This window comes from Phycisphaeraceae bacterium, from assembly GCA_019636655.1.
Classification (GTDB): Bacteria; Planctomycetota; Phycisphaerae; order Phycisphaerales; family UBA1924; genus JAHBXB01.
This window is the reverse complement of the sequence record JAHBXB010000002.1, coordinates 162,700-186,783: the sequence shown is the minus strand read 5'-3', so window position 1 is coordinate 186,783 and position 24,084 is coordinate 162,700. Positions and strand designations below refer to the sequence as shown.

20 protein-coding genes are annotated in these 24,084 nt (G+C 67.9%); 10 read left to right on the top strand and 10 right to left on the bottom strand.

The genetic code is table 11. The annotated features are described in order from the left end of the window. Positions 1-77: 77 nt before the first annotated feature. From iscU to KF745_06215, 6 genes are all read right to left on the bottom strand, one after another. Positions 78-512, bottom strand: a complete 435-nt coding sequence (gene iscU, locus KF745_06240; protein ID MBX3358011.1) for a Fe-S cluster assembly scaffold IscU — start codon at positions 510-512, stop codon at positions 78-80. Positions 513-598: 86 nt separating this feature from the next. After that, positions 599-1,840 (bottom strand): IscS subfamily cysteine desulfurase, encoded by a 1,242-nt coding sequence (locus KF745_06235; GenBank protein ID MBX3358010.1) that lies wholly within the window; start codon positions 1,838-1,840, stop codon positions 599-601. Between the two features lie 166 nt (positions 1,841-2,006). Continuing rightward, positions 2,007-2,447 (bottom strand): ATP-binding protein, encoded by a 441-nt coding sequence (locus tag KF745_06230; protein ID MBX3358009.1) that lies wholly within the window; start codon positions 2,445-2,447, stop codon positions 2,007-2,009. A gap of 67 nt (positions 2,448-2,514) precedes the next feature. After that, positions 2,515-2,874, bottom strand: coding sequence for an STAS domain-containing protein (locus tag KF745_06225; GenBank protein ID MBX3358008.1), 360 nt, complete (start codon positions 2,872-2,874; stop codon positions 2,515-2,517). 155 nt (positions 2,875-3,029) lie between these two features. Beyond that, a complete protein-coding gene (locus tag KF745_06220; GenBank protein ID MBX3358007.1) occupies positions 3,030-6,554 on the bottom strand; it encodes a hypothetical protein in 3,525 nt (1,174 codons plus the stop codon). 296 nt (positions 6,555-6,850) lie between these two features. Further along, complete coding sequence (locus KF745_06215; protein ID MBX3358006.1) at positions 6,851-8,068, bottom strand: hypothetical protein; 1,218 nt, start codon at positions 8,066-8,068, stop codon at positions 6,851-6,853. A 176-nt stretch (positions 8,069-8,244) separates the two neighbouring features. Here KF745_06215 and KF745_06210 point away from each other — a divergent pair, with 176 nt between their 5' ends. The 5 genes from KF745_06210 (at position 8,245) to KF745_06190 (ending at position 13,823) form a co-directional block, all read left to right on the top strand. Continuing rightward, on the top strand, positions 8,245-9,078 hold the full coding sequence (locus KF745_06210) for a type III pantothenate kinase (protein MBX3358005.1): 834 nt from the start codon (positions 8,245-8,247) through the stop codon (positions 9,076-9,078). A 17-nt stretch (positions 9,079-9,095) separates the two neighbouring features. Beyond that, entirely contained in the window at positions 9,096-10,064 is a 969-nt protein-coding gene (locus KF745_06205) for a 50S ribosome-binding GTPase (GenBank protein ID MBX3358004.1), read from the top strand. A gap of 110 nt (positions 10,065-10,174) precedes the next feature. Continuing rightward, positions 10,175-11,089 carry a hypothetical protein gene (locus tag KF745_06200; protein ID MBX3358003.1) on the top strand — a complete coding sequence of 305 codons (915 nt, stop codon included), beginning with the start codon at positions 10,175-10,177 and terminating at the stop codon, positions 11,087-11,089. A gap of 28 nt (positions 11,090-11,117) precedes the next feature. Further along, positions 11,118-12,347, top strand: coding sequence for an RluA family pseudouridine synthase (locus tag KF745_06195; protein MBX3358002.1), 1,230 nt, complete (start codon positions 11,118-11,120; stop codon positions 12,345-12,347). A 108-nt stretch (positions 12,348-12,455) separates the two neighbouring features. Next, positions 12,456-13,823 (top strand): beta-propeller fold lactonase family protein, encoded by a 1,368-nt coding sequence (locus KF745_06190; protein MBX3358001.1) that lies wholly within the window; start codon positions 12,456-12,458, stop codon positions 13,821-13,823. Between the two features lies 1 nt (position 13,824). Here KF745_06190 and queA read toward each other — a convergent pair whose 3' ends face one another. Next, a complete protein-coding gene (gene queA / locus KF745_06185; GenBank protein ID MBX3358000.1) occupies positions 13,825-14,973 on the bottom strand; it encodes a tRNA preQ1(34) S-adenosylmethionine ribosyltransferase-isomerase QueA in 1,149 nt (382 codons plus the stop codon). Positions 14,974-15,198: 225 nt separating this feature from the next. On the opposite strand from queA, the gene KF745_06180 reads away from it, so the two are divergent. From KF745_06180 to KF745_06170, 3 genes are all read left to right on the top strand, one after another. Beyond that, positions 15,199-15,681 carry a hypothetical protein gene (locus tag KF745_06180; GenBank protein MBX3357999.1) on the top strand — a complete coding sequence of 161 codons (483 nt, stop codon included), beginning with the start codon at positions 15,199-15,201 and terminating at the stop codon, positions 15,679-15,681. Positions 15,682-15,914: 233 nt separating this feature from the next. Then, positions 15,915-17,996, top strand: a complete 2,082-nt coding sequence (locus KF745_06175) for an elongation factor G (GenBank protein MBX3357998.1) — start codon at positions 15,915-15,917, stop codon at positions 17,994-17,996. A 51-nt stretch (positions 17,997-18,047) separates the two neighbouring features. Next, positions 18,048-18,983, top strand: a complete 936-nt coding sequence (locus tag KF745_06170) for an ankyrin repeat domain-containing protein (protein ID MBX3357997.1) — start codon at positions 18,048-18,050, stop codon at positions 18,981-18,983. 319 nt (positions 18,984-19,302) lie between these two features. On the opposite strand, the gene KF745_06165 is transcribed toward KF745_06170, so the two are convergent. After that, the gene (locus KF745_06165; GenBank protein MBX3357996.1) at positions 19,303-19,764 is read right to left on the bottom strand and encodes a hypothetical protein; all 462 of its coding nucleotides are present in this window, start codon (positions 19,762-19,764) and stop codon (positions 19,303-19,305) included. A gap of 348 nt (positions 19,765-20,112) precedes the next feature. Between KF745_06165 and KF745_06160 the strand changes: the two genes are divergently transcribed. Next, entirely contained in the window at positions 20,113-20,556 is a 444-nt protein-coding gene (locus KF745_06160) for a hypothetical protein (GenBank protein ID MBX3357995.1), read from the top strand. A 5-nt stretch (positions 20,557-20,561) separates the two neighbouring features. Here KF745_06160 and KF745_06155 read toward each other — a convergent pair whose 3' ends face one another. Then, positions 20,562-21,755, bottom strand: coding sequence for a glycosyltransferase (locus KF745_06155; GenBank protein ID MBX3357994.1), 1,194 nt, complete (start codon positions 21,753-21,755; stop codon positions 20,562-20,564). Positions 21,756-21,761: 6 nt separating this feature from the next. Between KF745_06155 and KF745_06150 the strand changes: the two genes are divergently transcribed. Next, the gene (locus KF745_06150) at positions 21,762-22,892 is read left to right on the top strand and encodes an amidohydrolase family protein (GenBank protein ID MBX3357993.1); all 1,131 of its coding nucleotides are present in this window, start codon (positions 21,762-21,764) and stop codon (positions 22,890-22,892) included. A gap of 13 nt (positions 22,893-22,905) precedes the next feature. Here the strand turns inward: KF745_06150 and chrA are convergent, their stop codons facing one another. Next, positions 22,906-24,084: a chromate efflux transporter gene (gene chrA, locus KF745_06145; GenBank protein MBX3357992.1), complete on the bottom strand. Its 1,179-nt coding sequence runs from the start codon at positions 24,082-24,084 to the stop codon at positions 22,906-22,908.

Below are 24,084 nucleotides of genomic sequence, written 5' to 3'. Positions count from 1 at the left end.
GTCACCGGGCACTGGTTGTACGCTCGCGGTCGGTCGGGGGTTTGCCGATCGCCGAGGGCGGGCCCGAGGGGGTATCGTCAGTGCGTCTGAGCGGCGTGGGGCTGCTCGGAGGCGAGCCCGTTCTTGGTCTTGTAATCGGCGATCGCGCTGCGGATCGCATCCTCGGCGAGGACCGAGCAGTGGATCTTGACCGGCGGCAGCGACAACTCCTCGACGATCTGGGTGTTCTTGATCGCCAGGCCTTCGTCCAGCGTGCGGCCCTTGAGCCACTCGGTCGCAAGGGAGGAGGAGGCGATTGCCGACCCGCAGCCGAAGCACTTGAACTTCGCGTCCTCGATCACCCCAGATTCCTGGTTGACCTTGATCTGCAGTTGCATGACGTCGCCGCATTCGGGGGCGCCCACCAGGCCCACGCCGACGTCCTTGCGGGCCTTGACCTCGGCCTGCGTGCCGAAGTTGCCCACGTTCCGCGGGTGCTCGTAGTGGTTGATGATCTTCTCGCCGTATGCCATGGCTCACCTCATCGTCGCTGGTGGCACGGCCGCGGGCACCGCACCGGGATTCACTCGTTCGCCCCGCACCCTGGGGTGCGGTCCTGCTAATGGTGGGCCCACTCGACCTTGCTCAGGTCGATGCCCTCCTTGTGCATGTCGTACAGCGGGCTGAGTTCCCTCAGTTTCCGGACCGCCGACACGATCTTGCCGATGGTGTAGTCGACCTGCTCGTCAGTCGTCCATTTGCCCAGGGAGAGCCGCAGCGAGGAGTGGGCGAGGTCGTCGCCGACGCCGAGGCTCTTGAGCACGTACGACGGCTCCAGCGAGGCGCTGGTGCACGCCGAGCCGGACGAGCACGCGATCTCCTTCACCGCCATCATCAGGCTCTCCCCTTCAACGAACCCGAAGGAGATGTTGGTGATGTGCGGCAGCCGCTTATCGGCGTGGCCATTGATCGCGGTGGTGTCCAGTTGCGAGGTCACGCCCTGCTCGAGCCGGCGCCGGAGCTTCAGCAGCCTCTCGCCGTCCCGGTCCATCTCCTGCATGGCGATCTCGCAGGCCTTGCCCAGGCCGACGATTCCGGTCACGTTGAGCGTGCCGGAGCGGAAGCCGCGCTCCTGACCCCCGCCATCGACCAGGGCGGCGAGGCGGACACGCGGCTTCCGACGACGAACGTACAGGGCCCCGACTCCCTTGGGGCCGTAGATCTTGTGGCTCGACATCGAGAGCAGGTCGACGTTGTCGGTTTCCACGTTGACGGGCATCTTGCCCGCCCACTGGGTTGCATCGGTGTGGAACAGCACGCCCTTCTCGTGGCACAGGGCGCCGATCTGCGGGATCTCGTTGATCGTCCCGATCTCGTTGTTCGCCCACATGATCGTCACCAGGATGGTGTCGTCGCGGAGGGCGGCCTTGATCATGTCGGCGGTGATGATCCCGTCCTTCCCGGGCTCAAGGAACGTCACATCGAACCCCTCCTTCGCGAGCCGCTTGCAGGGATCGAGCACGGCCTTGTGCTCGTGGACGGCTGAGATGATGTGCCCACGGGGCTGGCCGCTGCCGGCGGGGGCCTTCTCGTACATCAGCGCCCCGCCGCGGATCGCCAGGTTGTTACTCTCGGTCGAGCCGGAGGTGAAGATGATCTCCTTCTCGTCCGCTCCGAGCAGCGCGGCGACCTGCCCGCGGGCCCGGTCGACGCCCTCCTCGCCCTCCCAACCAAACCGGTGGTTGCGGGAGCCGGGGTTGCCGAACTTCTCTGTGAAGTACGGGAGCATCGCCTCGACGACTCGGGGGTCGCAGGGGGTCGTCGCGGCGTGGTCGAGGTAAATCGGGAGTTTGACGGTCATGGGTGCTCACTCCAGCGTCAGCCCGGGCTCAATGGAGCGGATGAGCCTCAAAATCACCGATGGATCAGGCAGTTGGAACCATTCTATCCTTGTTGAGACTGCGATTCAGTAGCCGAGATACTCGGATGGCAACGATAGGCAAATATACGGTATCGAGGCGCCGGCGTCAATCGGCGCTGCCTGAACCCAGGGCCGGATTGCGGTAGACCATCGAGACACGATTGCCCCGGTCGTTGTAGTCGACCTTGCTCATGTATGACCGCATGAGCAGCAACCCGCGGCCGGTCGGGATCTCGAGGTTCTCATCGAGCGTCGGGTCAGGAACGGCGGCCGGTTTGAAGCCGGGGCCCTGGTCCTCGATCGAGATGTGGACCTGGGCGGGCGTCGCCTTGAACTCCAGCCGGACCGGGGTGTCCTTGGGAAGGGCCTTGTGCCCGTGGTTGAAGGCGTTGGCGAGGCCCTCCTCGATCGCGAGACGCACGGCGAACCGAGCGGCATCCGGGTAGTTCAGTCTCTCGAGGACGCCCAGCAGGTTCTCGATGGCGCGGTCGATCTCCGCGCGTTCGCTGCGCAGGACCAAGTCCACGTTGTCGCCCGGTATGGTCATTCCGCCTGGAGTGCCATGGGTGTGCCTCCCCCCAACCGGTCGCGGTCCGGGGGCGCGCGGGGAGGGGTCAGGAGAAGCTGGACATCGCCCGGTCGGTGTTGTCGTGGATCTGGAAGAGCTTGTCGAGTTTCGTGATCTTGAAGACCTCGAGGATCTGGGGATCGATGTTGGCCAGCCGCAACTGACCCTCCTTCGACTTAATCCGGTTGTTGACCGTGATCAGCGTGCCCAGGGCCGCGGATGAGAGGTGGTCCACACCGGCAAACGAGATGAGCAGCCGCGGTTTCGGGCCCGCGTCGACGACCCGCGCGATCTCCTCGCCGATCTGCTGGATATTGGCCTCGTCGAGGATGTTTCGATCGATGAACTCGATCTGGGTCACCTCGCCGTCTTTCTTCACTCGCAGCCGCGAAGTACTTGCCGACATCCGTCGCACTCCTTGCCGTCCCCGGTGGGGCCGGGGCTTCAACTATACACCGCCCGGGTTTGCGGCGAGCGCCGGATCGCTGCGCCGGGACCGCCGGGGCCAAAGAAAAACGCCGGCCCGTGCCGGCGTTCGAGGGGGGGGACATTACCAGGGGCTTACTGGATTCCCAGCCCCGTCCGCATCGCGTCGCCCAGGCCGGGGAAGTTCTTCTCTTCCTGTTCGGACTGGATCATGATCGTGGGCTTGACCAGGATCAGGAGCGTTTGCTCCTCACGGCTGGTGATGGAGTTGGTGAAGAACCGGTTGATGATCGGGATCTTGGAGAGGACGGGGACGCCGGTCTCGATCTCGATCTCGGTCACCAGGCGCTGACCGCCGAGCAGCACGGTGCCCTCGTCGGGGACCGATGCGGTCGTGCGGACGCGGGTGACGGTGACGGTGGGCAACTGGATGAACGACTGGGTATCCGCGGAGTTGACCAGCTGTCCGCCGGCGACGGCCGTGACGGCCTGCTGGCCGAAGCCGTCGATCCGCGAGACGCCGGCATCGATGTTCATGGTCACGTACCGCCGGTCGGAGGAGATGACGCCCTCGACGAGCATCGTCACGCCTTCGGAGGCGACCGAGACAGTCGGATCGAAGCCGACGGCCGAGTCGCCGACGATCGGCGTGAGGTCCGAGACGAAGGCCTGCTGCGTGACGACGAAGATGTTGGCCGTCTGGCCGTTGGTGAAGGTCAGGCGAGGAGCGGTGAGCTGCACCGAGCGCCGGTCGGCCTGCGTCGCAACGACGAGGAAGTCGACCTGCACGTCGTCGAGGAACTGACCGGCGATGCCGAGGGCAGGGGCGGCTCCAAGGACGGCCGCGGTGAGCGAGTCGTCACGGACCGAGGACGCCGCGATGCCGTTGGTGAGGCCGAGGGAGTCCTGGAGGGCGCCGATGGGCGACCAGCGCTGCGGCGGGACGACGCCCTGGGTGATGTTGATGGGCGGGGCCGTGGTGCCGGTCACCGGATTCTGCCCCGTGACGTTGCGCTGCACGCCCTTGTTGGCGCCGTTGAAGCTGAAGAAATCGATCGGCTGGATCGTCGGGTCTACCGCCTGTGCCGCGGTGACCTGGTTGCTGCCGGCGTTGAAGATGACGTCGATATCGAACCCGATCTGCTCGAACCAGTCCTGGTTGACGAGCAGGAACTTGGTCTCGACGTTGATCTGCATCGAGCGGATCTCGCGGAGCTTGGAGAGCAACCCCATGATCTCGCGGTGGTTCCTGGGGGTGTTCCTGATGATCAGGGTGCCGTTGAGCTCCTGGATCGCACCGGTCTCTCCGCCATTCTCCCGCCACCCCTCGTAGTCGACGTTCTGACGGATGATGTCCATGATCTGCGTGATGCGGTCACGGCGCCGGCGCTCCTGCTCCTCCGGGTTCCGCTGCTGCTGCTGGTCGTCGCGGAAGGGGCTCTGGCCGCCGCCGCCGCCCTGGGACTGCTGCAGCACGCCCTGCAGGTCGATCTGCGGTGCGTCGTAGTAGTTCGGGATCTCCAGCAACAGGTCGGTGACGTTGTACGGGACCAGCACCGTCTGCTTACGCAGGGATTCATCCGACGCGATCCTCAGGATGCCGTCGGTGACGGTCCAGCCGGCCTTGGAGAACTGGTCGCGGCTGGCCTTCTCCAGCACACGGTCGAGAGCCACGCGGAGCGACACGTTCGTCAGTTTCAGCGAGACCAGCGATTCCTTGTTAATACCGACCTGCTGGAGGCTCTCCCAGTCGACATCGATGTTGACCTGCGAAACCGTCTCTATGAACGAGAGGACATCGCTCAGGGTGTTGTCGTTGAAGTCGACCGGGATCTTCTTGGCGTTGAGCGTCGCGAGCACCCGGCGATCCTCCGGGCTCTCGGCGTACGCCGCGAGTTCGCCGCGCTGGAACGAGCGGGACGGCCAGTCCTCCGGGTAGTCCACGATGTCCTTCGGCGGGAGCATCTCCTTGAAGTTCTGGACCTGGTTCTTGCCGGCGATGCGGGCTGCCTTGCGCCGAACCTCCCAGAAGTCCTTGTAGACGATGATGTCGGCCAGTGCATCACGCAGCAGCAGGGCGCTCGGGTTGTTCGGATCCAGGAAGAGCACCTGGTCGACGACCTGGAGCGCCTCGGCGTACTTCTGTTCCGCCTGCAGCGCCCGGATGCGGTCGATCGACTCGGAGATCTTCTTCTCCTTGTTGGCGCGGCTGGTGGCGGCGGCCTCTTCCTGCTGCTTCTTGAGCATCGCCTCGCTGGCGTTGGCTTCCTTGATCCGGATCTGCTCCGCCTCGGTCTCGATCCGCTGGCTCATCTCGTCCACGCGCTGCGAGAAGGTCTGGTTCTCGGCCTCGCTGAAGACCTCGGCGTTGGAACGGGCCGTGAGGCGGGCCCGTGCGGTGAGTTCACGGGCCTTGGCGGTGTCGCCCGCTGCGAGGGCCTTGCTGGCCTGATCGATCTCGTTGTCGAACGTCGCCTGGGTGCGCTCGCGACGGATCTTGATGTTGGCCTGCGTGGGACCGACGATGTTCTGCGGCGCGTTGCGGCCGGCGAGTTCTCTCGCTTCGGCCAGGCGCGACTCGGCCTGCGCGATCTGGTCGGGGGAGAGGTACTGGCGGTTGACCGTCGAACTCAGGGTGTACGAGCGGATCGCGTCGTTGTACCGCTTCTCCGTGAACGCCATCTCCGCCTCGGCGAAGATGCGCTGCGCATCGGCGCGGAGAGCGGCCTGGATCAGGTCCTCCTGACCAGCGGGCTGGAACGTCGGCTGGGGCTGCGGGGCCGGCTGCTGCGGCGCAGCCTGCGGCTGCGGCTGGGCGGGCGGTTGCGATTGGGGCGACTGGTCGGTCTCCGACCAGACGCCGGGCTGCGATGGTGCGGGTTGCGGCTCAGAGGGCGCGGGGGGCTGGGCGGGCGTCGGTGCGGTCTGTCCACCGCCCCGACGGACGGTCCCGGGCTGGAGCATGCCGAGCACGGCAAGGTGAGAATCGGCGTCAATCAGGCTGCCCTGCTGGCGCTCGATCTCGATGATTTTCATCTGGTATTGGTCTACGACGCGCTCCTGGGCGCCGCTGAGCGGAACGCCCGAGCGGGAGACCGAGGTCAGCGTGGCCTTCGCCTGCGAGTACTCGCCGGTGTTGAACTCGCGGACCGCGTCGTCGATCAGCCCACCGATGAGCGGCGCAATCTCCGCCCGGCGCTGGCTCACCTCGTCGAGCACTTCTCGGGCGCGGGCCCGGTCCTCCTCGCTCGTGTTGGCGCGGTTGAGCACGGCGGTGGCCTGTCGCTCCGCAAAGCGGAGGTCCCCGTCGACCACGGACCACTCGGCCTTCTGCAGGCTGCACTCCACCGCGCTCAGGGCCCGCGTTTGCTCGTCGGCCGTGTGGTTCAGCAGAATGGCGCGATCTCGCTCGGACTCGGAGAGGGACTCGGCAACGCCCGGTCGGAGCAGTTGCCCGATCATCGCCTTGGCCTGCACGGGCTTGCCCTCTTGAAGCAGCGCAGCCGCCTTGTCGAGGGGCAAAACCGCCGGGGCGACTTCCGAAACGCCCTGCGCCGACCCCGCCACCTGGGCGAGCACGCCGGGCGTCACCGCAAAGCCGGCCGCGAGCGCGGCCACTGTCAAGAACCCCGTGGTGGGACGCGTGTTCTTCATGAGCATGGGCAACTCTCCGTCAGGCGGCGATGAACGCGCTTGGTTCATCCCGCGGGTGTGGTCATTCGTGTCCGAAGGCAGCGCCGCTTCGGCGTGTCGGGCGCCCGCCCTGGCGGTCCGGCGCGCACGACTCATCGCCCCTTCCGTGGGTGCTTAGATCCCCGCCGGCCATCCGCCAACCCGGGGGGAGTGGAAGATACCGGGGCCGATCCGTCAACGCAACTGCCAGTGGAGACGAACCTTTACGGATCCTGGCCCCTCCCGGGATGGGCCCCGGGGGAGCAAGGCCACGGCAAGATGGCCTACAGCCACCGCGATCGGAGGACCTGCTCCACCTTCAGGTCGAATGCCGGCTGGGTCGCCTTCCGGGGCTCCCGCCGGGGGAGTGGGGGACGGGATGTCCTGGGCATACGGACCGGTCCCGGCGTGCTCCACTGTGTGTCCGTCGTGGCGGACCTCCCATCCGACTCGGTCAGCCGATCCGCCACGACCACGACCTCGGTTCCGTCGGGGGCCACATCGTCGTCCAACATCTCTCGAAGGCGGGTCAGGGCCAGGTTGTCCGCGGCGGCGAGGCTGCCGGCGGTGACCAGTACCTCGGCATACAGGCGTTCTGGGCCATTCCAGGACTTGCCAACTGCTCTCCGGGCGGGCGGGGCGGGGACTGAGACTTCGGGGTGGTCGCCGGGTGGGTCGGCGGCCCATGACTCCTCGTCATCCTCCTCCGGGTCGCCCTCCGTTTCCGATGGCCGATCGGATTGTCCCCGGTTCCGGGTGATCGGGGTCTCGTCGGGGGTGTCGCCTGATCGGTCCCACCGGACGATGCACCGCCAGGGGGTGATGCCCAGTTCGTGGCCGTCCGCATCGACATTCCTGTAGGCGTCGACGTTGAGGACCAATGCCCATTCGTCGACCAGTTCCTCGACGATCTCCTCAGCGATAAGCAGGTCGGTCCGGTCCTCCGGGGCATCGAGGACGCCCCGATGCTCGTGGGTGACGGCGTCGGCGCCACTGATCTCGTCGACCGGCTGGAGGTCGAACGCGGCGAGGAGCGATTCGACCTTCTCTTTAAGGGCGGATTCCACGCGGACGGTGATCAGCTTGTGCTCGTCGACGAACACATAGATGAAGGGCTCCTCGCTCAGGGCGCCAAAGCCGACAAGGCCGTCCTCAAAGAAGAACGCCCGGTAGCGCCGCAGGGCATCGATGAACCGCTCCTGGCCGATCAGGTCGTAAGAGACGTAGGGATCGATCTCGCGGTACGCGTCGTGGCCGAGGAAGTCGAGGATGGGGGAGATCCTCCCCGGCATCATCGCGAACAGGGCGCGGGAAAGGGACTCGACGCGGGTGGCGGAGATCGCGATATCGAGGACGTACCGGTCGGGCCATTCCTCCCAGTCTGCCGCGAGACCTCCCTCCTCGGGGCTGTCGAGGTCCGGCGCGTCACCCCCCGCGGCGCCGCCGGTGTCCGCCCCGTCGGCTGGCTCGAACCAGACCGCGTACCCCTCGCGCGGGGACATCTCCTCAACGGGGTACACCCCGAGAGGAAAGGAAAAGCCGTTAATCTCGCGGCGTTCAATCGATTGGTCGACCCGGCATCTCGACATCGTGGTTCGTGCCCCTGCTGACGTGGCCACTGTACACGGACCGGGGCGTCCGCTACAGGGCAATGGCGGGGGAGCACCTAGAGTGGGCCATGCCCTCTGCTACCCCCTTGCTGCTGGTGTCAGTCGGAAACACGCGGACGCGATACGCCTACGCGATCGAGGGACAGCTCGATCCCTCGGTCAGCCGCGAGAACAGCGATCTTGGCGGGCTCCTCGCGGACCTGAGTGGCGAGGCAGCGGACGTTGCCCAGTCGAGCGCGGCGGGGTCGGGGGAGGGTCGGGGGGTAGCGGGCGCCCGGGTGGTGATTGCGTCGGTGAACGACCCGGTGGCCGAGCGGATCCAGGCCCACCTGACAGAAACAGGGGCGCAGGTTTTTCGGGCTGGGAGGGACTTGCCGATTCCGATTCAGAACACGCTGATCCCCCCGATTACGGTGGGCGAAGATCGGCTTCTGAATGCCCTGGCGGCGTACACGCGGTCCAAGCAGGCGTGCATCGTGATTGACGCGGGCACGGCCGTCACGGTCGACTTTGTGGACGGGGCCGGCGTGTTCCACGGCGGGGCGATCGCCCCGGGGGTGAGGATGATGCTCGTGGCGATGCACGAGAAGACGGCGGCGCTGCCGGCGGTGGACCTCCGGCCGGACCTTCTCCCGCAAGAGGGAGAGCCGCCATTTGGCAAGACGACGCCGCAGGCGATGGCCGTAGGGGCGGTCGCCGCCGCCCGTGGGCTGGCGCACACACTGATCGATCGGTACGCGGACTTCTACCAGGCGTACCCGAGGGTGATCGCGACCGGGGGCGATGCGCCGCTGCTGTTCGACGGCGATGAACTGGTCGAGCACATCGTGCCGGACTTGACGCTCATCGGGCTTATGGCGGCGTGTGAGTTGGTCATGGACGCCGTCGAGTCGGAAGACTGAGCCGCGTGGAGCCTGGCGTGTCGGCGTGGGAATGCACATGGCGATTGGCGACGCCCCCGCCGACCGGGAGCGGCGCGATCGCGGCGATTGCGCTGAACGGCGACGTCGATGCGGCCCTTGCGGCCCTGTCCATTCGCGAGGTGGGGGTTGGCGGGATGGCGCTTCGGGACTTGGCGGGCGTGGACCGGGGGATCGTCGCCAGGGTGGCCGGCAACCAATGTCTCCTCATGCCCCATGCGGGCCCTGCAGTGGTCCGCCGGTTGATCGACGCGATGCTGGCCGTGGGAATCGCAGAGAATCGAGCCGTTTGCGCCGCGGACCGCTACCCCGAAGCCGAGGGTGAGATCGAAGCGAAGATGCTCGATACGCTGGCGCGGGCCGCCAGCCCGCTGGCCCAGGATCTGCTGCTTGACCAGCCGCGCCGCTGGGCCCTTGTGGGGAACGAGTCAGCGCTGGAACAAGAGGATGTGGCCGCACGGAGCCGGCTCCTTCAGCGTCTGATTGAGCCACCGCTGGTCGTTACGGTTGGGCCTCCGAACATCGGCAAGTCGTCGCTCCTTAACGCGCTCGCAGGCCGGGGGGTGTCGCTGGTTGCGGACGAGTCGGGGACCACCAGGGATCACGTCGGGGCCCTGCTTGACCTGGCCGGGCTCGTCGTCCGGTACATTGACGCCCCGGGGATCGAGGCGGATGGGCCCGACGGCATCGCCGCGGAGGCCAGGAGGATCGCGCTCGGCATGGCCCGACACGCGGATTTGGTGGTCCTGGCATGCGACGGCGCTTCCGGGCTGGTGCCGTGGGAATCGGCGGCCCCCACGCTTCGAGTCGCCTTGCGGTCCGACCTCGGATTGCCGGCAGCCGGGACAGTGGAACTGGCCGTTTGCGTGCGAACCGGGGAGGGGGTCCAGGGATTGGTCACAGCGATCCGCGATCGACTTGTTCCGCCAGACGCCCTCGCCCACCCCGGGCCGTGGCGGTTCTGGTAGTTCGCGATTCGGCCGCACCCGGGAGTTTCACGGCGCCCGGCGCCTACGCTCTGGGTCCGCACCGCGGAACTCAATCGAAACGGGGGATTCCGCCCGAACTCTGCTTCATTATGGACGAACGCCAACAACAGATCCGAGAGGGCGCCGGTCTCGAGGAATCCCGGCTCAATGTCGAGTTCATCGACTTCCTGCGAAAGTACTCGACGCCCGTCCTGATGGTGATCGCCATCGCGGCGGTCGCCTACTGGGGGCTCAACCGATGGCAGCAGGCCAAGGTCCGCCGCCTGGATGCGGCGTATGAGCAGCTCACCAGCGCGGTCGAGAGCGGGAGCCCGGACTCGCTGGTCGCGGTGGCCGCGGACTACTCCGATGTCGGGGCGGTGCCGCACCTGGCACGCCTGACCGCGGCGGAGATCCATCTCTCCGCCTACCGCACTGGGGTCGCACCCGGCGGACAGCTCAACCCGGATGGTTCGATTGCCCCCGACCCCGGAACACCCGCCGGGGCCGACGGGACGACTCCCCCCGGCAAAGGCCTGAGCGAGGCCGAGCGGGCGACCCACTTGGAGCAGGCAGGCCGTCTCTATGAAGAAGTGCTGGCCGGCACGAAGAACGTGGCGGGGATGCCGATCCAGGCGATCAACTCGCTGTTCGGCCTGGCGGCGGTGGCCGAGTGCCGCTCTGATTGGGAGGGCGCGCGGACGTTCTACGCACAGATCAAGGAGCGGGCGACCTCCGCCGGCTTTCCGGATCTGAGCATCATCGCCACCAACCGGGCCGAGTCGCTGGATCGCCTCAAGGACCCGCCGAAGGTGTACGAGCTCTCGCAACTGCCCAAGCCGCCGGCCCCGGCCGCGGCGGCGCCGATTCCGGTGAACGTGCCCTTCGCGCCGCCGCCAAGCGGCCCCGCCGAGACGGCTCCTTCCGGTCCACCCCCCGGTGCGGACGCGGTGGCTCCAAGTGGCGAGGCGTCTCCAACGCCCGCGCCGTCCCCGGAGCCGCCGGCTCCCGGGCCGGGCCGGTAGGCCGCTCGCCGGGTGAGGAATCGCCATCATGAGCAAGCGTGGCGGTGCGCCCAAGGACGGTGACGACGGGTCATCGCCCAACCCGCTCATCCGTCCCGGTGGGCTGGTCGACGAGGACGCGTTGCGGAGGGCGGTCCACGCCGAGCCCGGCGAGGCGAGGGAGGCCGCGGAGGGGGAGACGCTCGAACCGCTCGCGGACGATGATGCGCCCAACCGGGTCGTGTTCACGCTCCAACGGGACCTCCGCAAGCGCCTGGATCGCTACCTGTGCGACCGCATCCCGTTCATGAGCCGCACGCAGTTGCAGCGGCTAATCGACGAGGGCGGGGTCAGCGTGAACGCGCGATCGCCCAAGGCGTCCACCGTGCTGCGGCTGAACGACCGTATCGAGGTCTTCCTCCCGCCGCCGCCCGTGACCGATGTACCTCCGCAGGACATCCCCCTGGATGTTCTGTTCGAGGACGAGCACCTGATCGTGCTCAACAAGAAGCCGGACATCATCGTGCACCCGGCGAGGTCTCACCTCTCGGGCACGCTGATCAACGCGCTGGCGTACCACTTCCAGCACCGCAGCGGCGGCGCGCTCTCAGGGGTCGGGCGGGAGTTCGCCCGGCCCGGCGTGGTGCACCGTCTCGACCGGAACACGAGCGGCGTGATCGTCTTTGCCAAGAGCGACGAGGCCCACTGGAAGCTCGCCCAGCAGTTCGAGCACCGAACCGTGGACAAGCGGTACGTCGCGGTGGTGCACGGCTGGGTGGAGCCGGTGATCGACGTGATCGACCTGCCGATCGGGCCGCACCCCTCACGCGAGAAGGGCTACCGCGAGAAGTACGTTGTTCGGCACGACGCGCTCGGCAAGTCGGCCGTGACGATCTACCGCGTGCTGGGTCGTTACGAGCCCGCCGATGCGCCCGGGGCCTGCTCGCTGATCGAAGTGGAACTCAAGACCGGTCGGACCCACCAGATCCGCGTGCACTTCTCGCACCGCGGCTATCCGCTGGTGGGCGACGACATGTACGGCGGCGCCCCCGCGCCGGCGGAACTCGGCGGGTTGGCCCGCCAGGCGTTGCACGCCGCGACGCTCACATTCCGGCACCCGATCTCGGGGGAGCCGATGAAGTTCACCGCGCCGCTGCCGACGGATGTTGCCCATCTTGTCCGCTCCCTCCGCGCCCTTGGCAGAACAGAGGAACCCCAGGGGCTTCCTGGGGCGAATCTGTCCATCGAGGCGCTGCTGGATGGGGCGGATCCATCCTGAGCCGGCGGGGGGAGGGTCGCGGAATTGTCCGTCGCGTGCTAATCTAACGCCCCCGTGGACGCTCCCCGATGACCGGGCCTCGGCGCTCGCGGCTGGTAGGCACTCTCCATGCTCAGAACACCCCACGCTTTCTTCCGGACGACCGGCACGCTCGCCCTGGCCCTGCTCGCGGGGTGCGGCGGGCCTCCGAAGCCCAGCGACATCAGCGGCCGCTACATCGCCACCGTGTCGGATGCGGACATGTCCGCGCCCGCGTTCCTGACCGGCGAACTGGGCCCGCGCGATCCGAGCATCACCGACACGCTCACGGTCCTGACCCTGCCGATCCAGGAGCCGGCCACGCCGTTCGCGCAGATCAACGTGTCGAACTCGGTCATCGGCCCGCCAAACGGCCTGACCGTCACCCGCGACGGCCGCACGGCCTTCATCATCGAGACCCGCGGCCAGGCGTCCGACAGCGCCGTCACGGTCCAGGATCTCCCCCCCGGCAAGCACCTGTTCGCCGTGGACCTCAGCGATCCGCTCCGGCCGCAGGTCACCAACGCCCTCGATATCGGCAGTGAGCTCTCCAACCCCGGCGAGCCGGTGTCGGTGGATGTGAACCCAGCAGGCGACCTGGTCGCAGTGACGACCAAGAGCCCGGGTGAGCAGATCATCATCGTCCCGTTCCGCGACGGTCGGTTGGGCGTGCCGCTGGCCTGGCCGTTGATGGAGGTGGACGACACCTCGGCGGCGCCCGCCGCGATCGTCTGGTCTCCCGATGGCCGGCACCTGGCCGTGACGCTGCCCGAGCGGGACCAAGTGGTCTTCTACGAGTTCACGAGCGACAGCAATGCTGGCACCTTCGGTCTCCGGCCCTGGGGCGAGCCTGTGTCGGTCGGGAAGTACCCCTACACGGGCGTGTTTACGCCCGACGGCCGGTACTTCATCACGACGAATCTGCAATGGGGCCGGGACGTTGAGGATTTTCGCGTCGGCGCCCCGCAGGGGTCGCTGAGCGTGGTCCGGCTCTCCGATATCCCCGCCGAGATTGCGCCGGAGCCCGGCGCGATGGGCGTCCGCACGGTGCAGCACACGCTCGTCTCGCAGGCAACGGTGGGCATTTCCCCGACCGGGATCGCGGTGAGCCCCGATGGGCGGCTCATCGTGACGAGCAACCTGCGACGCTCGTACCTTGCTGACAGCGACCCGCGCCTGACCCGAGGAGGGTCCGTCTCGCTCCTGGCAATCGATGGGCCGACCGGCCTGCTCACCAACGCGGGGGAGTACGAGATGCCGGCGATGCCGCTGGGGCTCACGTTCGATGCCGCCGGCCGGTTCGTGCTGGTCACGCAGTTCCGCTCCTTCGACGTCGAGGACAACAACGGCTGGCTCGGTGTGTGGCAGGTCCACGGCGGGTCGAGCCCGTCGCTGTCCTCGACGGATATCTTCATCGGCGTCGGCAAGGGTCCGCACGGCGTGGTGATCGTCCGGTAGATCAGCGGACCAGCATCGCGTCTCCGAACGAATAGAACCGGTAGCCCGCCGCGATCGCCTCGTGGTAGTGCGCGATCAGGCGTTGGGCCGCGCTCTCGTCATGACCCAACCGGGCCGCGACCATCGCCAGCAGCGTGCTGCGGGGCAGGTGGAAGTTGGTGAGCAGCGCATCGACCCACCGCCATCGGTGGCCCGGTGTGATCAGGATCCGCGTCCAGGTCCCCATCCCGCCGGGCTGGGCGAGCGACGGCAGATCGGCGAACGTTTCCAGTGTTCGGGCGGTCGTGGTGCCGACGGCGATGACGCGCCCGCCACGGGCCCGGGCCCGGTCGATGGCCAAGCCGGTGGACTCGGGGATAGAGCACCACTCCGAGTGCATCGGGTGCTGCTCGACGAACTCGGCGTCCACGGGCTTGAAGGTCCCGATGCCGACGTGCAGCGTGACCTCGGCGGTCTCGACGCCCGCCGCGCGGAGGCGATCGAACAGTTCCGGCGTGAAATGGAGCCCCGCTGTGGGCGCGGCGACGGAGCCGCCCGCACCGTGCGGCTCGCCGGCCTCGTCATGGGCGAAGACGGTCTGGTACACGCGCTGGTCCTCGGCATCGCTGCCGGCGTCGTGAGCGGCCTTCCGGGCCTGGCGGATGTAGGGGGGCAGGGGGGTGAGGCCGACGTGATCGAGGGCTTCACGGGTGGATCCTGCGCCGAGGAGCTCGACGACCCAGCCGCCACTCTCGGAATCCTCGTCATGGTGGCGTTCGAGCAGGCGGAGCGAGATCCCGCTGGGAGATCCCGAGCGGTTGTCGAGCGTCACCGTCACGCCCGGCTTGGCCCGGCGCGCCTTGAGCAGGACGCCCCACCGGGGGAGCGGTCCGGCGCTTGGCGCAGGCCCGAGGTACAGGCCGTCGACGATTCCCCCCGTGTCGGCACGCACACCCCGGAACCTCGCGGGGAGGACGCGGGAACTGTTCACAACCAGGAGGTCGCCGGCGCGGAGCAGGTCGGGGAGGTCGCGGACCGTTGCGTGAGCGGCCGGGGCGTTGGCGTCGTGCGCACTCACCACCATGAGGCGGGCCGAGTCGCGCGGCTGCACCGGGTGCGTCGCGATCATCGGCGCGGGGAGGGTGTAGTCCAGCGCGGTCGTCCGTAACACTCGTGTCGCTTCCTGGTCGTCGAGGTCTAGACGGCGGCGCTGCACACGGCACGTGTTTCCGCGTGGCAACGCGCATTGTTGCACGCACGCCACACACCCCGCCACCGGAGTGCGTCGCGCGGCCGGGCGCCGGGCGCGAGCAGCCGTTTGGCGCGATAGAGGACCGCAATTATCGGGCCGCGCGCCGCATCCGGGGTTCGGCACGCCGTTCGGAGCAGTGGGGGAGTGGGACCGCTCAAGATCTGCACCGATACTCCGCCACTCTGGCCGCTGCCAGCGCTCCGGCCCGTGTGCGCACGGGAAGTCGGAGTAAGCGCCGCCATCCGGGGACGGGATTGCTTCGAGTGGTCGTGGGCATGCGATCGTGCGTGCGGGCCGTGGTGCAGGGAGATCGGTGCTCTGCCGTGGTGGTGCTGGGAATCTTGGAACTGGGGACCCTGGAACTTCTTCCCGCTCCCTGGGCAGATCGAGGCGTGCCCGAAGGCGGCGGTCGAGGTGCGGGTCGTCTCCGGACCGCCGGAGCGTCCGGAAACGAATGTCACTCGTCGTGCTCCCGAAGAGTCTGAGCCGCCGCGGCGGCCGCTGGGCGCGCCGCGAATCGGAGACGTCTCGCCCGTGCCGGTGGAGCAGGTGGTCCGCCGGATCGAGGTGACGTACCAGGTTGCGGTGCCGATGGCCGCGGGCTCGCGCCTCAACGTGCTTGGTTAGAGGCGAGCCACGCGCGCTGCCTGAATTCGGGGTGTTGGTGCGGACAAGCCGGAAACTGGTCCCGGTTGGGTGTGCACGCGCGCGGAATTAGGCCTTTCCGCGTGTTCACCGAGACCTTACACTGCGATTGATCACCGTCCCGGAGCACGAGGCGCCGCGGGAGTCGGGAGCACGGTCCCGGTGACGCGGCCACGAATCCTCGGCCAACAACCCGAACTCGGAGGCACACCCGTATGGCCCACGCACCCGCCGACATCCGCAACATTGTTCTTACGGGTCACGGGGGATGCGGGAAGACGACGCTGGTCGAGCGGCTGCTCTTCGAGGCGAAGGCGACCAAACGCATCGGGACGGTCGAGGAGGGCACCACCGTCTCGGACAACTCGCCCGAGGAGAAGGCGCACAAGCACTCCCTCTCGGCCACGCCGGTGCACTTCGACTTCCACGGCCACCTGGTGAACCTGATCGACACGCCCGGGCTGTCGGACTTCATTGGGCACGCGATCGCCGCGATGCCCGCGGCAGAGACCGTCGCGGTCGCGGTCGATGCGGTGCGGGGGATCGAGTCGACCACGCGCCGGCTGATGTCGATCGCGGAGGAGCGGCATATCCCGCGGATGATCATCGTGACGAAGATGGAGGCCACCGAGGCCAGGCTCGAGGATCTCGTCGGGCGCCTCCGCGAGGCGTTCGGCTCCATCTGTCTACCGATCAACCTGCCGACGAAGAACCGAAAGGATGTCGTCAACGTCTTCGACCACGACGGGACCGACGACGCCGGGGACGATGCGGACTTTTCCTCGGTAAAGGAAGCCCATCGGGCGATCATCGAGCAGATTGTCGAGGTCGAAGAGTCGCTGATGGAAACGTACCTGGAGAAGGCCGACCAGCTCGACCCCGAAAAGGTGCACGCGGCGTTCGAGAAGTGCCTGGGCGAGGGGCACCTGGTGCCCATCTGCTTCGTCTCGGCCAAGACCGGGGCGGGCATCGAGGACCTGCTGCACCTGTTCGCCGACCTGTGCCCCGCGCCGACGGAGGTGATGCCCCCCGAGTTTCTCTACCGGCCGATCGCGCCCTCCGGCGAAACCGGGGACGAGCTGCCGTTCACCCCCGAGCCGGACCCGGCGGGGAAAACGATTGCGCACATCTTCAAGGTGACGGCCGATCCGTTCGTGGGGAAACTCGCGTACTTCCGTGTCCTCTCTGGGACGGTCAAGACCAAGGCCGACTTGTTCATCAACGACCAGAAGAAGCCCATCCGCGTGGGGCACCTCTTCAAGGCCCAGGGCAAGGAGATGGCGGAGGTGCACGACGTGACCGCCGGGGATATCGGCGTGCTGGCCAAGATCGACGAGGCGCACTTCGACGGCGTGCTGCACGACAGCCACGAGCACGACTCGGTGCACCTGCTCCCGTTGGCCCTGCCCCGCCCGTTGTTCGGCCTGGCGGTCGAACTGAAGAACCATGCCGACGAGACGAAGTTCGCCACCGCCTGCCACAAGCTGATGGAGGAGGACCCGTGCTTCCGCATCGAGCGGATCGCGGCGACGAAGCAGACGGTGATGCGCGGGCTCGGCGAGCTGCACCTGCGCGTGATCCTGGAGCGGCTCAAGGCCGGCTACAACATCGACCTGGAGACCAGCAAGCCGCGGATCGCGTACAAGGAGACCATCACCTCGCGTTCCGAGGGGCACCACCGGCACAAGAAGCAGACCGGCGGGGCCGGTCAGTTCGGCGAGGTCTATCTGCGTGTCGAGCCGCTGCCGCCGGACCATCCGGATGGGTTCGAGTTCGTCTCCGAGGTGGTGGGGGGGACGGTGCCGCGCCAGTTCTGGCCCGCCGTGGAGAAGGGGTGCCGGCAGGTTCTCAGCGACGGCGCGATCGCCGGCTATCCGCTGACAGGCGTGCGCGTGGCCCTGTACGACGGCAAGTACCACGACGTCGACAGCAAGGAAGTGGCGTTTGTCACCGCCGGCAAGAAGGCGTTCATCGATGCGATCCAGAAGGCCAAGCCGGTGCTGATGGAGCCGTTCGTGATGCTGGAGGTCACCTTGCCGAGTCAGCACATGGGCGACCTGTCCGGCCTGCTCTCGGGCAAGCGCGGGCGCGTGCTCGACACGGACGTGGGTTCGGACGGCACCGCGATCATCAAGGCCCAGGCCCCGCTGGCGGAACTGCAGAACTTCTCGAACGAGCTCAAGAGCATGACCGGCGGGCAGGGCGCGTACACCATGGACTACAGCCACGACGAGCGCACGCCGCCGCACATCCAGCAGGATGTCGTCGCCGCGTACAAGCCCCACCCCGACGAATGACCGGCATTCCCACGGCGGCCTCCGTCGTACACCCGCAGGAGCATCCCACCGATGTCCGAGCATCACGCCCGCAAGACGCACTGGCTCCTGTTGTTGCTCCTGATCGTTGTGGGCGCTGCGGCGGTGTACGTCGTCAAGTCGATCGCGACGACGGCGCAGCCCGCTGCTGCCGAGGCTCCTTCCGGCTCCGCCGCATCGCTGTTTGATGCGGCGGGCGCCGGCGACGTCGCCGCGATCCGGGCCGCGATTGCCGCGGGGGCACCCGTGGACTTGCGGTACGAATCGGACGATCCCTCCCGGCGGGGGATGACCCCGCTCATGGCGGCCTCCATGGCGGGCAAGCCCGAAGCCATCCAGACGCTCATCGAGGGCAAGTGCCGGCTCGATGCTCGCACCGACGACGGCCGCACGGCCCTGTACTTTGCCGCGGGGTGGGGCGGACCCTCCAGCGTGCAGGCCCTGCTCGAGGCCGGCGCGCGGGCCGACCCGCGGACCGACGTTGGGCTTACCCCGCTGATGCTCGCCGCGGCCCGCGGCGAGGCGGCGACGCTCCAGGCCCTCCTTGGTGCCGGTGCCGACCCCAACGCCGGCAACAAGTACCGCCAGACCGCGCTGATGCTCGCCGCCCAGTCCGGCGACCCGGCCAAGGTAGCGATGCTGATCTCGGCGGGTGCCGCCACCATGACCGCGGACAAGGACCGCAACACGGCCCTCTCGGTCGCGGCCGCGAGCGACCGTGCTTCCGCGGCGATGCTGCGGGCCCTGATTGATGCCGGAGCCAAGGCCGACCAGGCCGATGCCGATGGGGTCACCCCGCTCATGAAGGCGGCGCTGCGCGGCGATACCGAGATGGTCGCGATGCTGCTCGAGGCCGGCGCCCCGCCGGATGCGGTCGACCTCCGCGGCTGGACCGCCGCCGATCACGCCGCGACCCGCGGTGACGACAAGGGCGCCGCTGTGGCGGCCCTGCTTCAGAAGAAGAAGTAGCCGATTCAGCACGCCCAAGACGACAGCGTCCGGGCGGTGGTGGTCCGCCCGGACGCCGTAGTTGCCGCGTGGGAAGTGCTCCGTTCACCAGCCCGGCCGGATGTCCATTGCAGGGCGCTCAGCCGCACAAAACGGCGTCCTGCGTGGATGGCGGACGCGTCCCTGCGTCACACCCTGTCACCCGGTCCGGACGGAACAACGAATCCGTTCGATCGCTCCCAGCGGGCCTCTCACTGTCGGTCATGAACTGACCTGTCATCCCTGACAACGCCCGGGTCGACCGTCTCCGCCCGGCCGGGCAACTCTCTCTCAAACGGAATCAGCGGGGCGCCTGCCCCCTACGAGCCGCGGTTGAATCGATGAACTCCGGAAGGCGGTTGAACATGTCCGTCGCCGAGGCGTCCCACCGCGCTCGGTCGTGGATCTCCAGCCTGAATCGGGCGCCGACAACGACCACGTCCGACCCGATCGTCGCCCGGTCGAGGTGGGCACGGGGGATGGTGATCCGACCGGCCTTGTCCTCTTCGAGCCTCTCGGCGAATCCGAACAGGACCGTCTCGAGGCTCGCCTCGGCCGAATCGGGGGTCAGCGTGGCCTCGCCCTGCTCGGCCAGTTCCACGAACCTCGCCTCGGTGTAGAGCCTCAGGTGCCCGGTCGGCCACGGCAGGCAATACCACGCCTCGCCGTCGCGGGAGGTCTTCCACTGGTTGCGGTACTTCGCCGGGATCGCCAGCCGCAGCTTCGAATCGATCGAGTGCAGTGATTGGCCGGTGAAGAGCACGTGCGATGGGCTCCGAGTTCATCGAGGGCTCCGTCCCCGGCCGGAAACGCATCCGGGCAGGCGCGGGATTATCTCCCACTTTGCCCCACAATGCAACACATCGAGTCATGTTTGCCACACTTTTTGTCTCGGGCCGCCTCGAACGTTGTGTCGGGGGCGAGTCATCCACAGGGCGAAATGACGCCTGGATTGGCGTAAGTCGAGCAATATCAAGGTCATGTGCACAGGTCTTCCACACGGACCGGCCTGGCAGCCGACGAACAGTCGGGTTTGGGTACACTCAGGCGCGCACGGAGTTATCCACGGACTCTCCCCAAGAGTGGTGGTGGACTCCCCATTGGAGCACCTATGGCAATCGCCACACGCGGGTTCATGGCTTGGTTTGTTTCGGGATTGGCGGTGGTTGCGACAGTGGTCGTGGCGGCGTGCGCCAACCCCAAGCCGGAGTTCCGGCCGGCCCAGCTCGCCGGTGGGCAGGGTGTGATCTACATGTTCCGCCCCGGTGACATGATCGGCGGCGGAACCGTTGAACTGGTGCTCAACCAGGAGCCGATCGGCCCGGTGCAGCCGGGTGAGTACCGCGCCAAGGTGCTGCCGCCGGGTGAGTACCTCGTGCGCGTCGAGGGAAACTCCAGTTCGGTGTCGCGTGTCATGCTGCAGTCGGGCGAGTCGGCGTACCTGCTCGTGCGTCAGGGGGCGCTCGGCGGCCGAACGACCATCGAGCCGTGCACGACCGAGGACGGCCGGCGGCTGATCGCCGAGTCGCGCATGGTGGGGGCCGACGAGGGCTGAGCCGCTCAGCGATCACGCCGGAGTGCCGCGCTGATCCGTTGCGACATCGCCGCGGCAAACACGTCGGCGCCGAAACGCTCGGCGGCACGCCGGCACGCGCCGGCGCTGGATCGCGAATCCGGGGCACGCCCGATCCCGTCGAGCAGGGACTCGACGGTCGGGTAATCGAAGAGCGAGCCCGTGACTCCGTCCGTGACGATGTCGAGGGCCCCGCCCGCCCGGCGCGCCACGACCGGCAGGCCGCACGCCAGGGCCTCGCCGGCGACGATCCCGAAGTCTTCAACCTGCGGGAAGAGCAAGAGTGCGGCCGAGCGGTAAAGGTCCCGGAGCTTCTCATCACTGACCCGCCCCACGAACCGCACGCCGGGTCCCGCGAGGGACCTGAGGTGGGCCTCTTGAGAGCCATGCCCCGCGATCACGAGAGGCCGCCCCGTCCGATTGGCGGCCTGAATGGCCAGGTCGATCCGTTTGTACGGTTCGAGCGCCGAGACGACGAGCCAGAATCCCGCCTGGGCGTCCGATCCAGCATGCGCCGGCGGGCTTCCGGGCGGTGCGGGCGTAAAGAAATCGGTCCTCACCGGCGGGTGGACAACCGTTGAATTCCGCCCGTAACACCGGCGGACGTGCTCCGCGGTGTGGCTGGAGTTCGCGATGAACTCCGTCACGTTCGCGGCGGTGGCGGCGTCCCATCGGCGCAGCGGGCCGCCGAGGATCCCGAGCCCCGCGCGTCGCGCCAGGCCGAACGAACCGGAGGCGTACTCCTCGGTCTGCGACCAGAGGTAGCGGGCCGGAGCGTGGCAGTAGCACAGGTGCGGCACTCCCCGCGGGGCGCGCAGCCCCTTGACCGCCGCGGAGGAGGTTGAGATGAGCAGGTCGATGGGCTCGTGCGCGTGCAGTGTCTGCAGTCGGCGCGAGAGGTCCATGACCGCCAGCGGGTACATCGGCAGGAGCCACCGCCGCAATCGACTCGCCGCGAGCGGGAGCGAGTTCAGGGCCGAGATCGTCCGGGGCAACGCATCGATCGCCGGGGTCAGCGGCCGGCCGTCGTCGAACATGGCCAGCAGGCACGCGGGCCGCGCCTCGCGGGAGACGACGCAGGCGATCGCGTCGAGCACGGCCTCGCCGCCGCGGTATCCGACCAGCCAGTCGTGCGCGAGCGCCACGCGGGGCATCGGGGTGTCGCGGCGGAGGGGTATCATCGGGCAATGAGTTTCGGCACGGCGGGCACGGCGCGGGTGTGGACGGCCAACAGGCTAGGGCTGGATTACCGCATTGAAGCGTCCCGCCTGGGGTTGCCGGTCACGCCCATCATCGACATCCACGCCCACCTCGCCGGTGCGAAGGCCCCGGCCATCCACCTCGAGGCGGCCCGGCTCTTCGGCGTCAGGCGGATCTACTCAATGACCCAGCGGCCCGGCGCCGCGGTGGTGCGCGACGCCCTCGGCGACGCCGTGCGGTTCATCGCGTTCCCCTCGTGGGCGGACCCCGACAAGAACAGGGCCCACCGGGCCGGGTACGTGCAGGAGATCGAGCTGTTCCGGCGCGACCTGGGATCACGGATCCTGAAGATCTGGGCCTCGCCGCGATTGCGGGAGGTGGTGCCGGACCTGGCCCAATCAACCTGGGGCGCGACCGACCTCGCGGAAGTCGACAGCGCGTGGCGGGTGAAGGCCTGCGAGGTCGGGGAGCGTCTGGGGATGATGTTCATGATCCATGTCGCGGATCCGGACACCTGGTTCGCCAGCCGCTACTCCGATGCCCGGCGTTTCGGCACGAAGCGCCAGCAGTACGAGGGGTTCGAGCGGATGCTCGATCGGTTCTCAAACCCGTGGATCGCGGCGCACATGGGGGGATGGCCGGAGGATTTAGAGTTCCTCGGCGGGATGCTCGCGAGGCACCCGAACCTGTACCTGGACACCTCGGCCACCAAGTGGATCGTGCGGGAACTGGGCCGGCACCCCAGGGCTCAGACCGCCGAGTTCTTCGCGAAGTGGACGGGGCGGATCCTTTTCGGGTCCGACATCGTTTCCACGGACGACCACCTCCAGCCCGCCAAGGCGACCACCAGTCCGATGGCGGACCTGGCCAGCAGCGCCGAGGAGGCGTTCGACCTGTACGCGAGCCGTTACCTGGCACTGCGGACGATGTTCGAGACGACCTTCGACGGTGATTCGCCCATCGCGGACCCCGACCTCATGATGATGGATCCGGACCGGTTCAATGCGATGTCCGCTCCACGCCTGGTCGGGCTTGGGCTCGCGCCGACGCTGCTGCAAACGCTGTACTCGGGCGCCGCCCACGATGTCGTCGAGCGATGGGAAGCCGAGCATCCGTAGCGGCGATGCGAACTTACGGCGCCCATTGCCCGAGTGCGGCCATGAGCACCACGACAGCCCACGTTGGCGTCTTCCAGAAGTGCAGCGCTGCGAAGCCGACGAGCGCCGCCGCGATGTCCCGTGCGCTCGAGACACTTTCTGTGAACACGGGCGCATAGAGGGCCGAGAGCAAGACGCCGACAACGGCCGCGTTCGCACCCTTGAGCCCCGCCTGGGCCCATGCCTGCGCACGCACTTGGTGCCAGAACGGGAGAGTTCCACCCACCAGCAGCCATCCGGGAAGGAACAGTGCAAGGAGGCACCAGAGACCGCCTACCCATGCGTTTGGCCCGCCATGAATCACAGCGCCCAGGTAGGCCGAGAAGGTGAACAGTGGGCCGGGCACCGCCTGGGCCGCTCCGTAGCCCGCGAGAAACGCGTCATCCGAGACCCACCCCGGCGGCACGACCTCCGCTCGCAGCAGCGGGAGCACAGCGTGTCCACCGCCGAACACCAGCGCGCCTGAACGGTAGAAACGGTCAAAGACCGCGAGTGACCTGCTGTCCGTCGATGCTGCCAGTGACGGGAGGAGCACGAGCAGCGCACCGAAGGCTACCAAGGCGGCTACCGCGCCGACGTGCCCTTGCATTCTCGGCGGGGGCCCCTCGTTGTGGGGCACGGGTGCATGGCGGTAGACAAGCCATCCGATCGCAGTGCCGGCGGCGATCACCGCAAGATGGGTGATCACCCCTGGGGCCGTGAGCGTGACGACGGCGGCAAGGACGCAGAGTGTGAGTCGGGCACGATCCGGACAGAGACTCCGGCCCATCGCCCACACGGCCTGTGCGACGACGACCACCGCAGCGAGTTTGAGCCCGTGCAGCCACCCGGCGTGCTGAAGGTTCCCCACGCCTTCGACGCCGTACGCGAAGGCAATCATCATCGCCACTGATGGGAGCATGAAGCACACGGATGCCGTGAGCGCACCGATGAGGCCCGCCCGCAGCATTCCGAGGGCGAAGACCACCTGGCTGCTCGCGGGTCCGGGGAGGAACTGGCAGAGCGCGGCCAAGTCCGCGAAGGCCTCATCCGTGAGCCATCGGCGCTTGCCAACAAACTCCTCTCGGAGATAGCCCAGGTGGGCGGTGGGACCACCGAACGAGATCACTCCGAGTTTAAGGAAGGCAGTGCCGACTTCAGCGAGTGAGCCCAT

What these genes read in the sequence shown, in the direction of transcription:
- KF745_06225 (MBX3358008.1), bottom strand. Translation starts at nt 2,874, where the DNA reads ATGTCGGCAAGTACTTCGCGGCTGCGAGTGAAGAAAGACGGCGAGGTG.
- KF745_06230 (MBX3358009.1), bottom strand. Translation starts at nt 2,447, where the DNA reads ATGACCATACCGGGCGACAACGTGGACTTGGTCCTGCGCAGCGAACGC.
- KF745_06170 (MBX3357997.1), top strand. Translation starts at nt 18,048, where the DNA reads ATGTCCGAGCATCACGCCCGCAAGACGCACTGGCTCCTGTTGTTGCTC.
- KF745_06195 (MBX3358002.1), top strand. Translation starts at nt 11,118, where the DNA reads ATGAGCAAGCGTGGCGGTGCGCCCAAGGACGGTGACGACGGGTCATCG.
- KF745_06215 (MBX3358006.1), bottom strand. Translation starts at nt 8,068, where the DNA reads ATGTCCCCGCGCGAGGGGTACGCGGTCTGGTTCGAGCCAGCCGACGGG.
- KF745_06190 (MBX3358001.1), top strand. Translation starts at nt 12,456, where the DNA reads ATGCTCAGAACACCCCACGCTTTCTTCCGGACGACCGGCACGCTCGCC.
- KF745_06160 (MBX3357995.1), top strand. Translation starts at nt 20,113, where the DNA reads ATGGCAATCGCCACACGCGGGTTCATGGCTTGGTTTGTTTCGGGATTG.
- KF745_06200 (MBX3358003.1), top strand. Translation starts at nt 10,175, where the DNA reads ATGGACGAACGCCAACAACAGATCCGAGAGGGCGCCGGTCTCGAGGAA.
- KF745_06235 (MBX3358010.1), bottom strand. Translation starts at nt 1,840, where the DNA reads ATGACCGTCAAACTCCCGATTTACCTCGACCACGCCGCGACGACCCCC.
- KF745_06155 (MBX3357994.1), bottom strand. Translation starts at nt 21,755, where the DNA reads ATGATACCCCTCCGCCGCGACACCCCGATGCCCCGCGTGGCGCTCGCG.
- KF745_06175 (MBX3357998.1), top strand. Translation starts at nt 15,915, where the DNA reads ATGGCCCACGCACCCGCCGACATCCGCAACATTGTTCTTACGGGTCAC.
- KF745_06220 (MBX3358007.1), bottom strand. Translation starts at nt 6,554, where the DNA reads ATGCTCATGAAGAACACGCGTCCCACCACGGGGTTCTTGACAGTGGCC.
- iscU (MBX3358011.1), bottom strand. Translation starts at nt 512, where the DNA reads ATGGCATACGGCGAGAAGATCATCAACCACTACGAGCACCCGCGGAAC.
- chrA (MBX3357992.1), bottom strand. Translation starts at nt 24,084, where the DNA reads ATGGGCTCACTCGCTGAAGTCGGCACTGCCTTCCTTAAACTCGGAGTG.
- KF745_06210 (MBX3358005.1), top strand. Translation starts at nt 8,245, where the DNA reads ATGCCCTCTGCTACCCCCTTGCTGCTGGTGTCAGTCGGAAACACGCGG.
- KF745_06150 (MBX3357993.1), top strand. Translation starts at nt 21,762, where the DNA reads ATGAGTTTCGGCACGGCGGGCACGGCGCGGGTGTGGACGGCCAACAGG.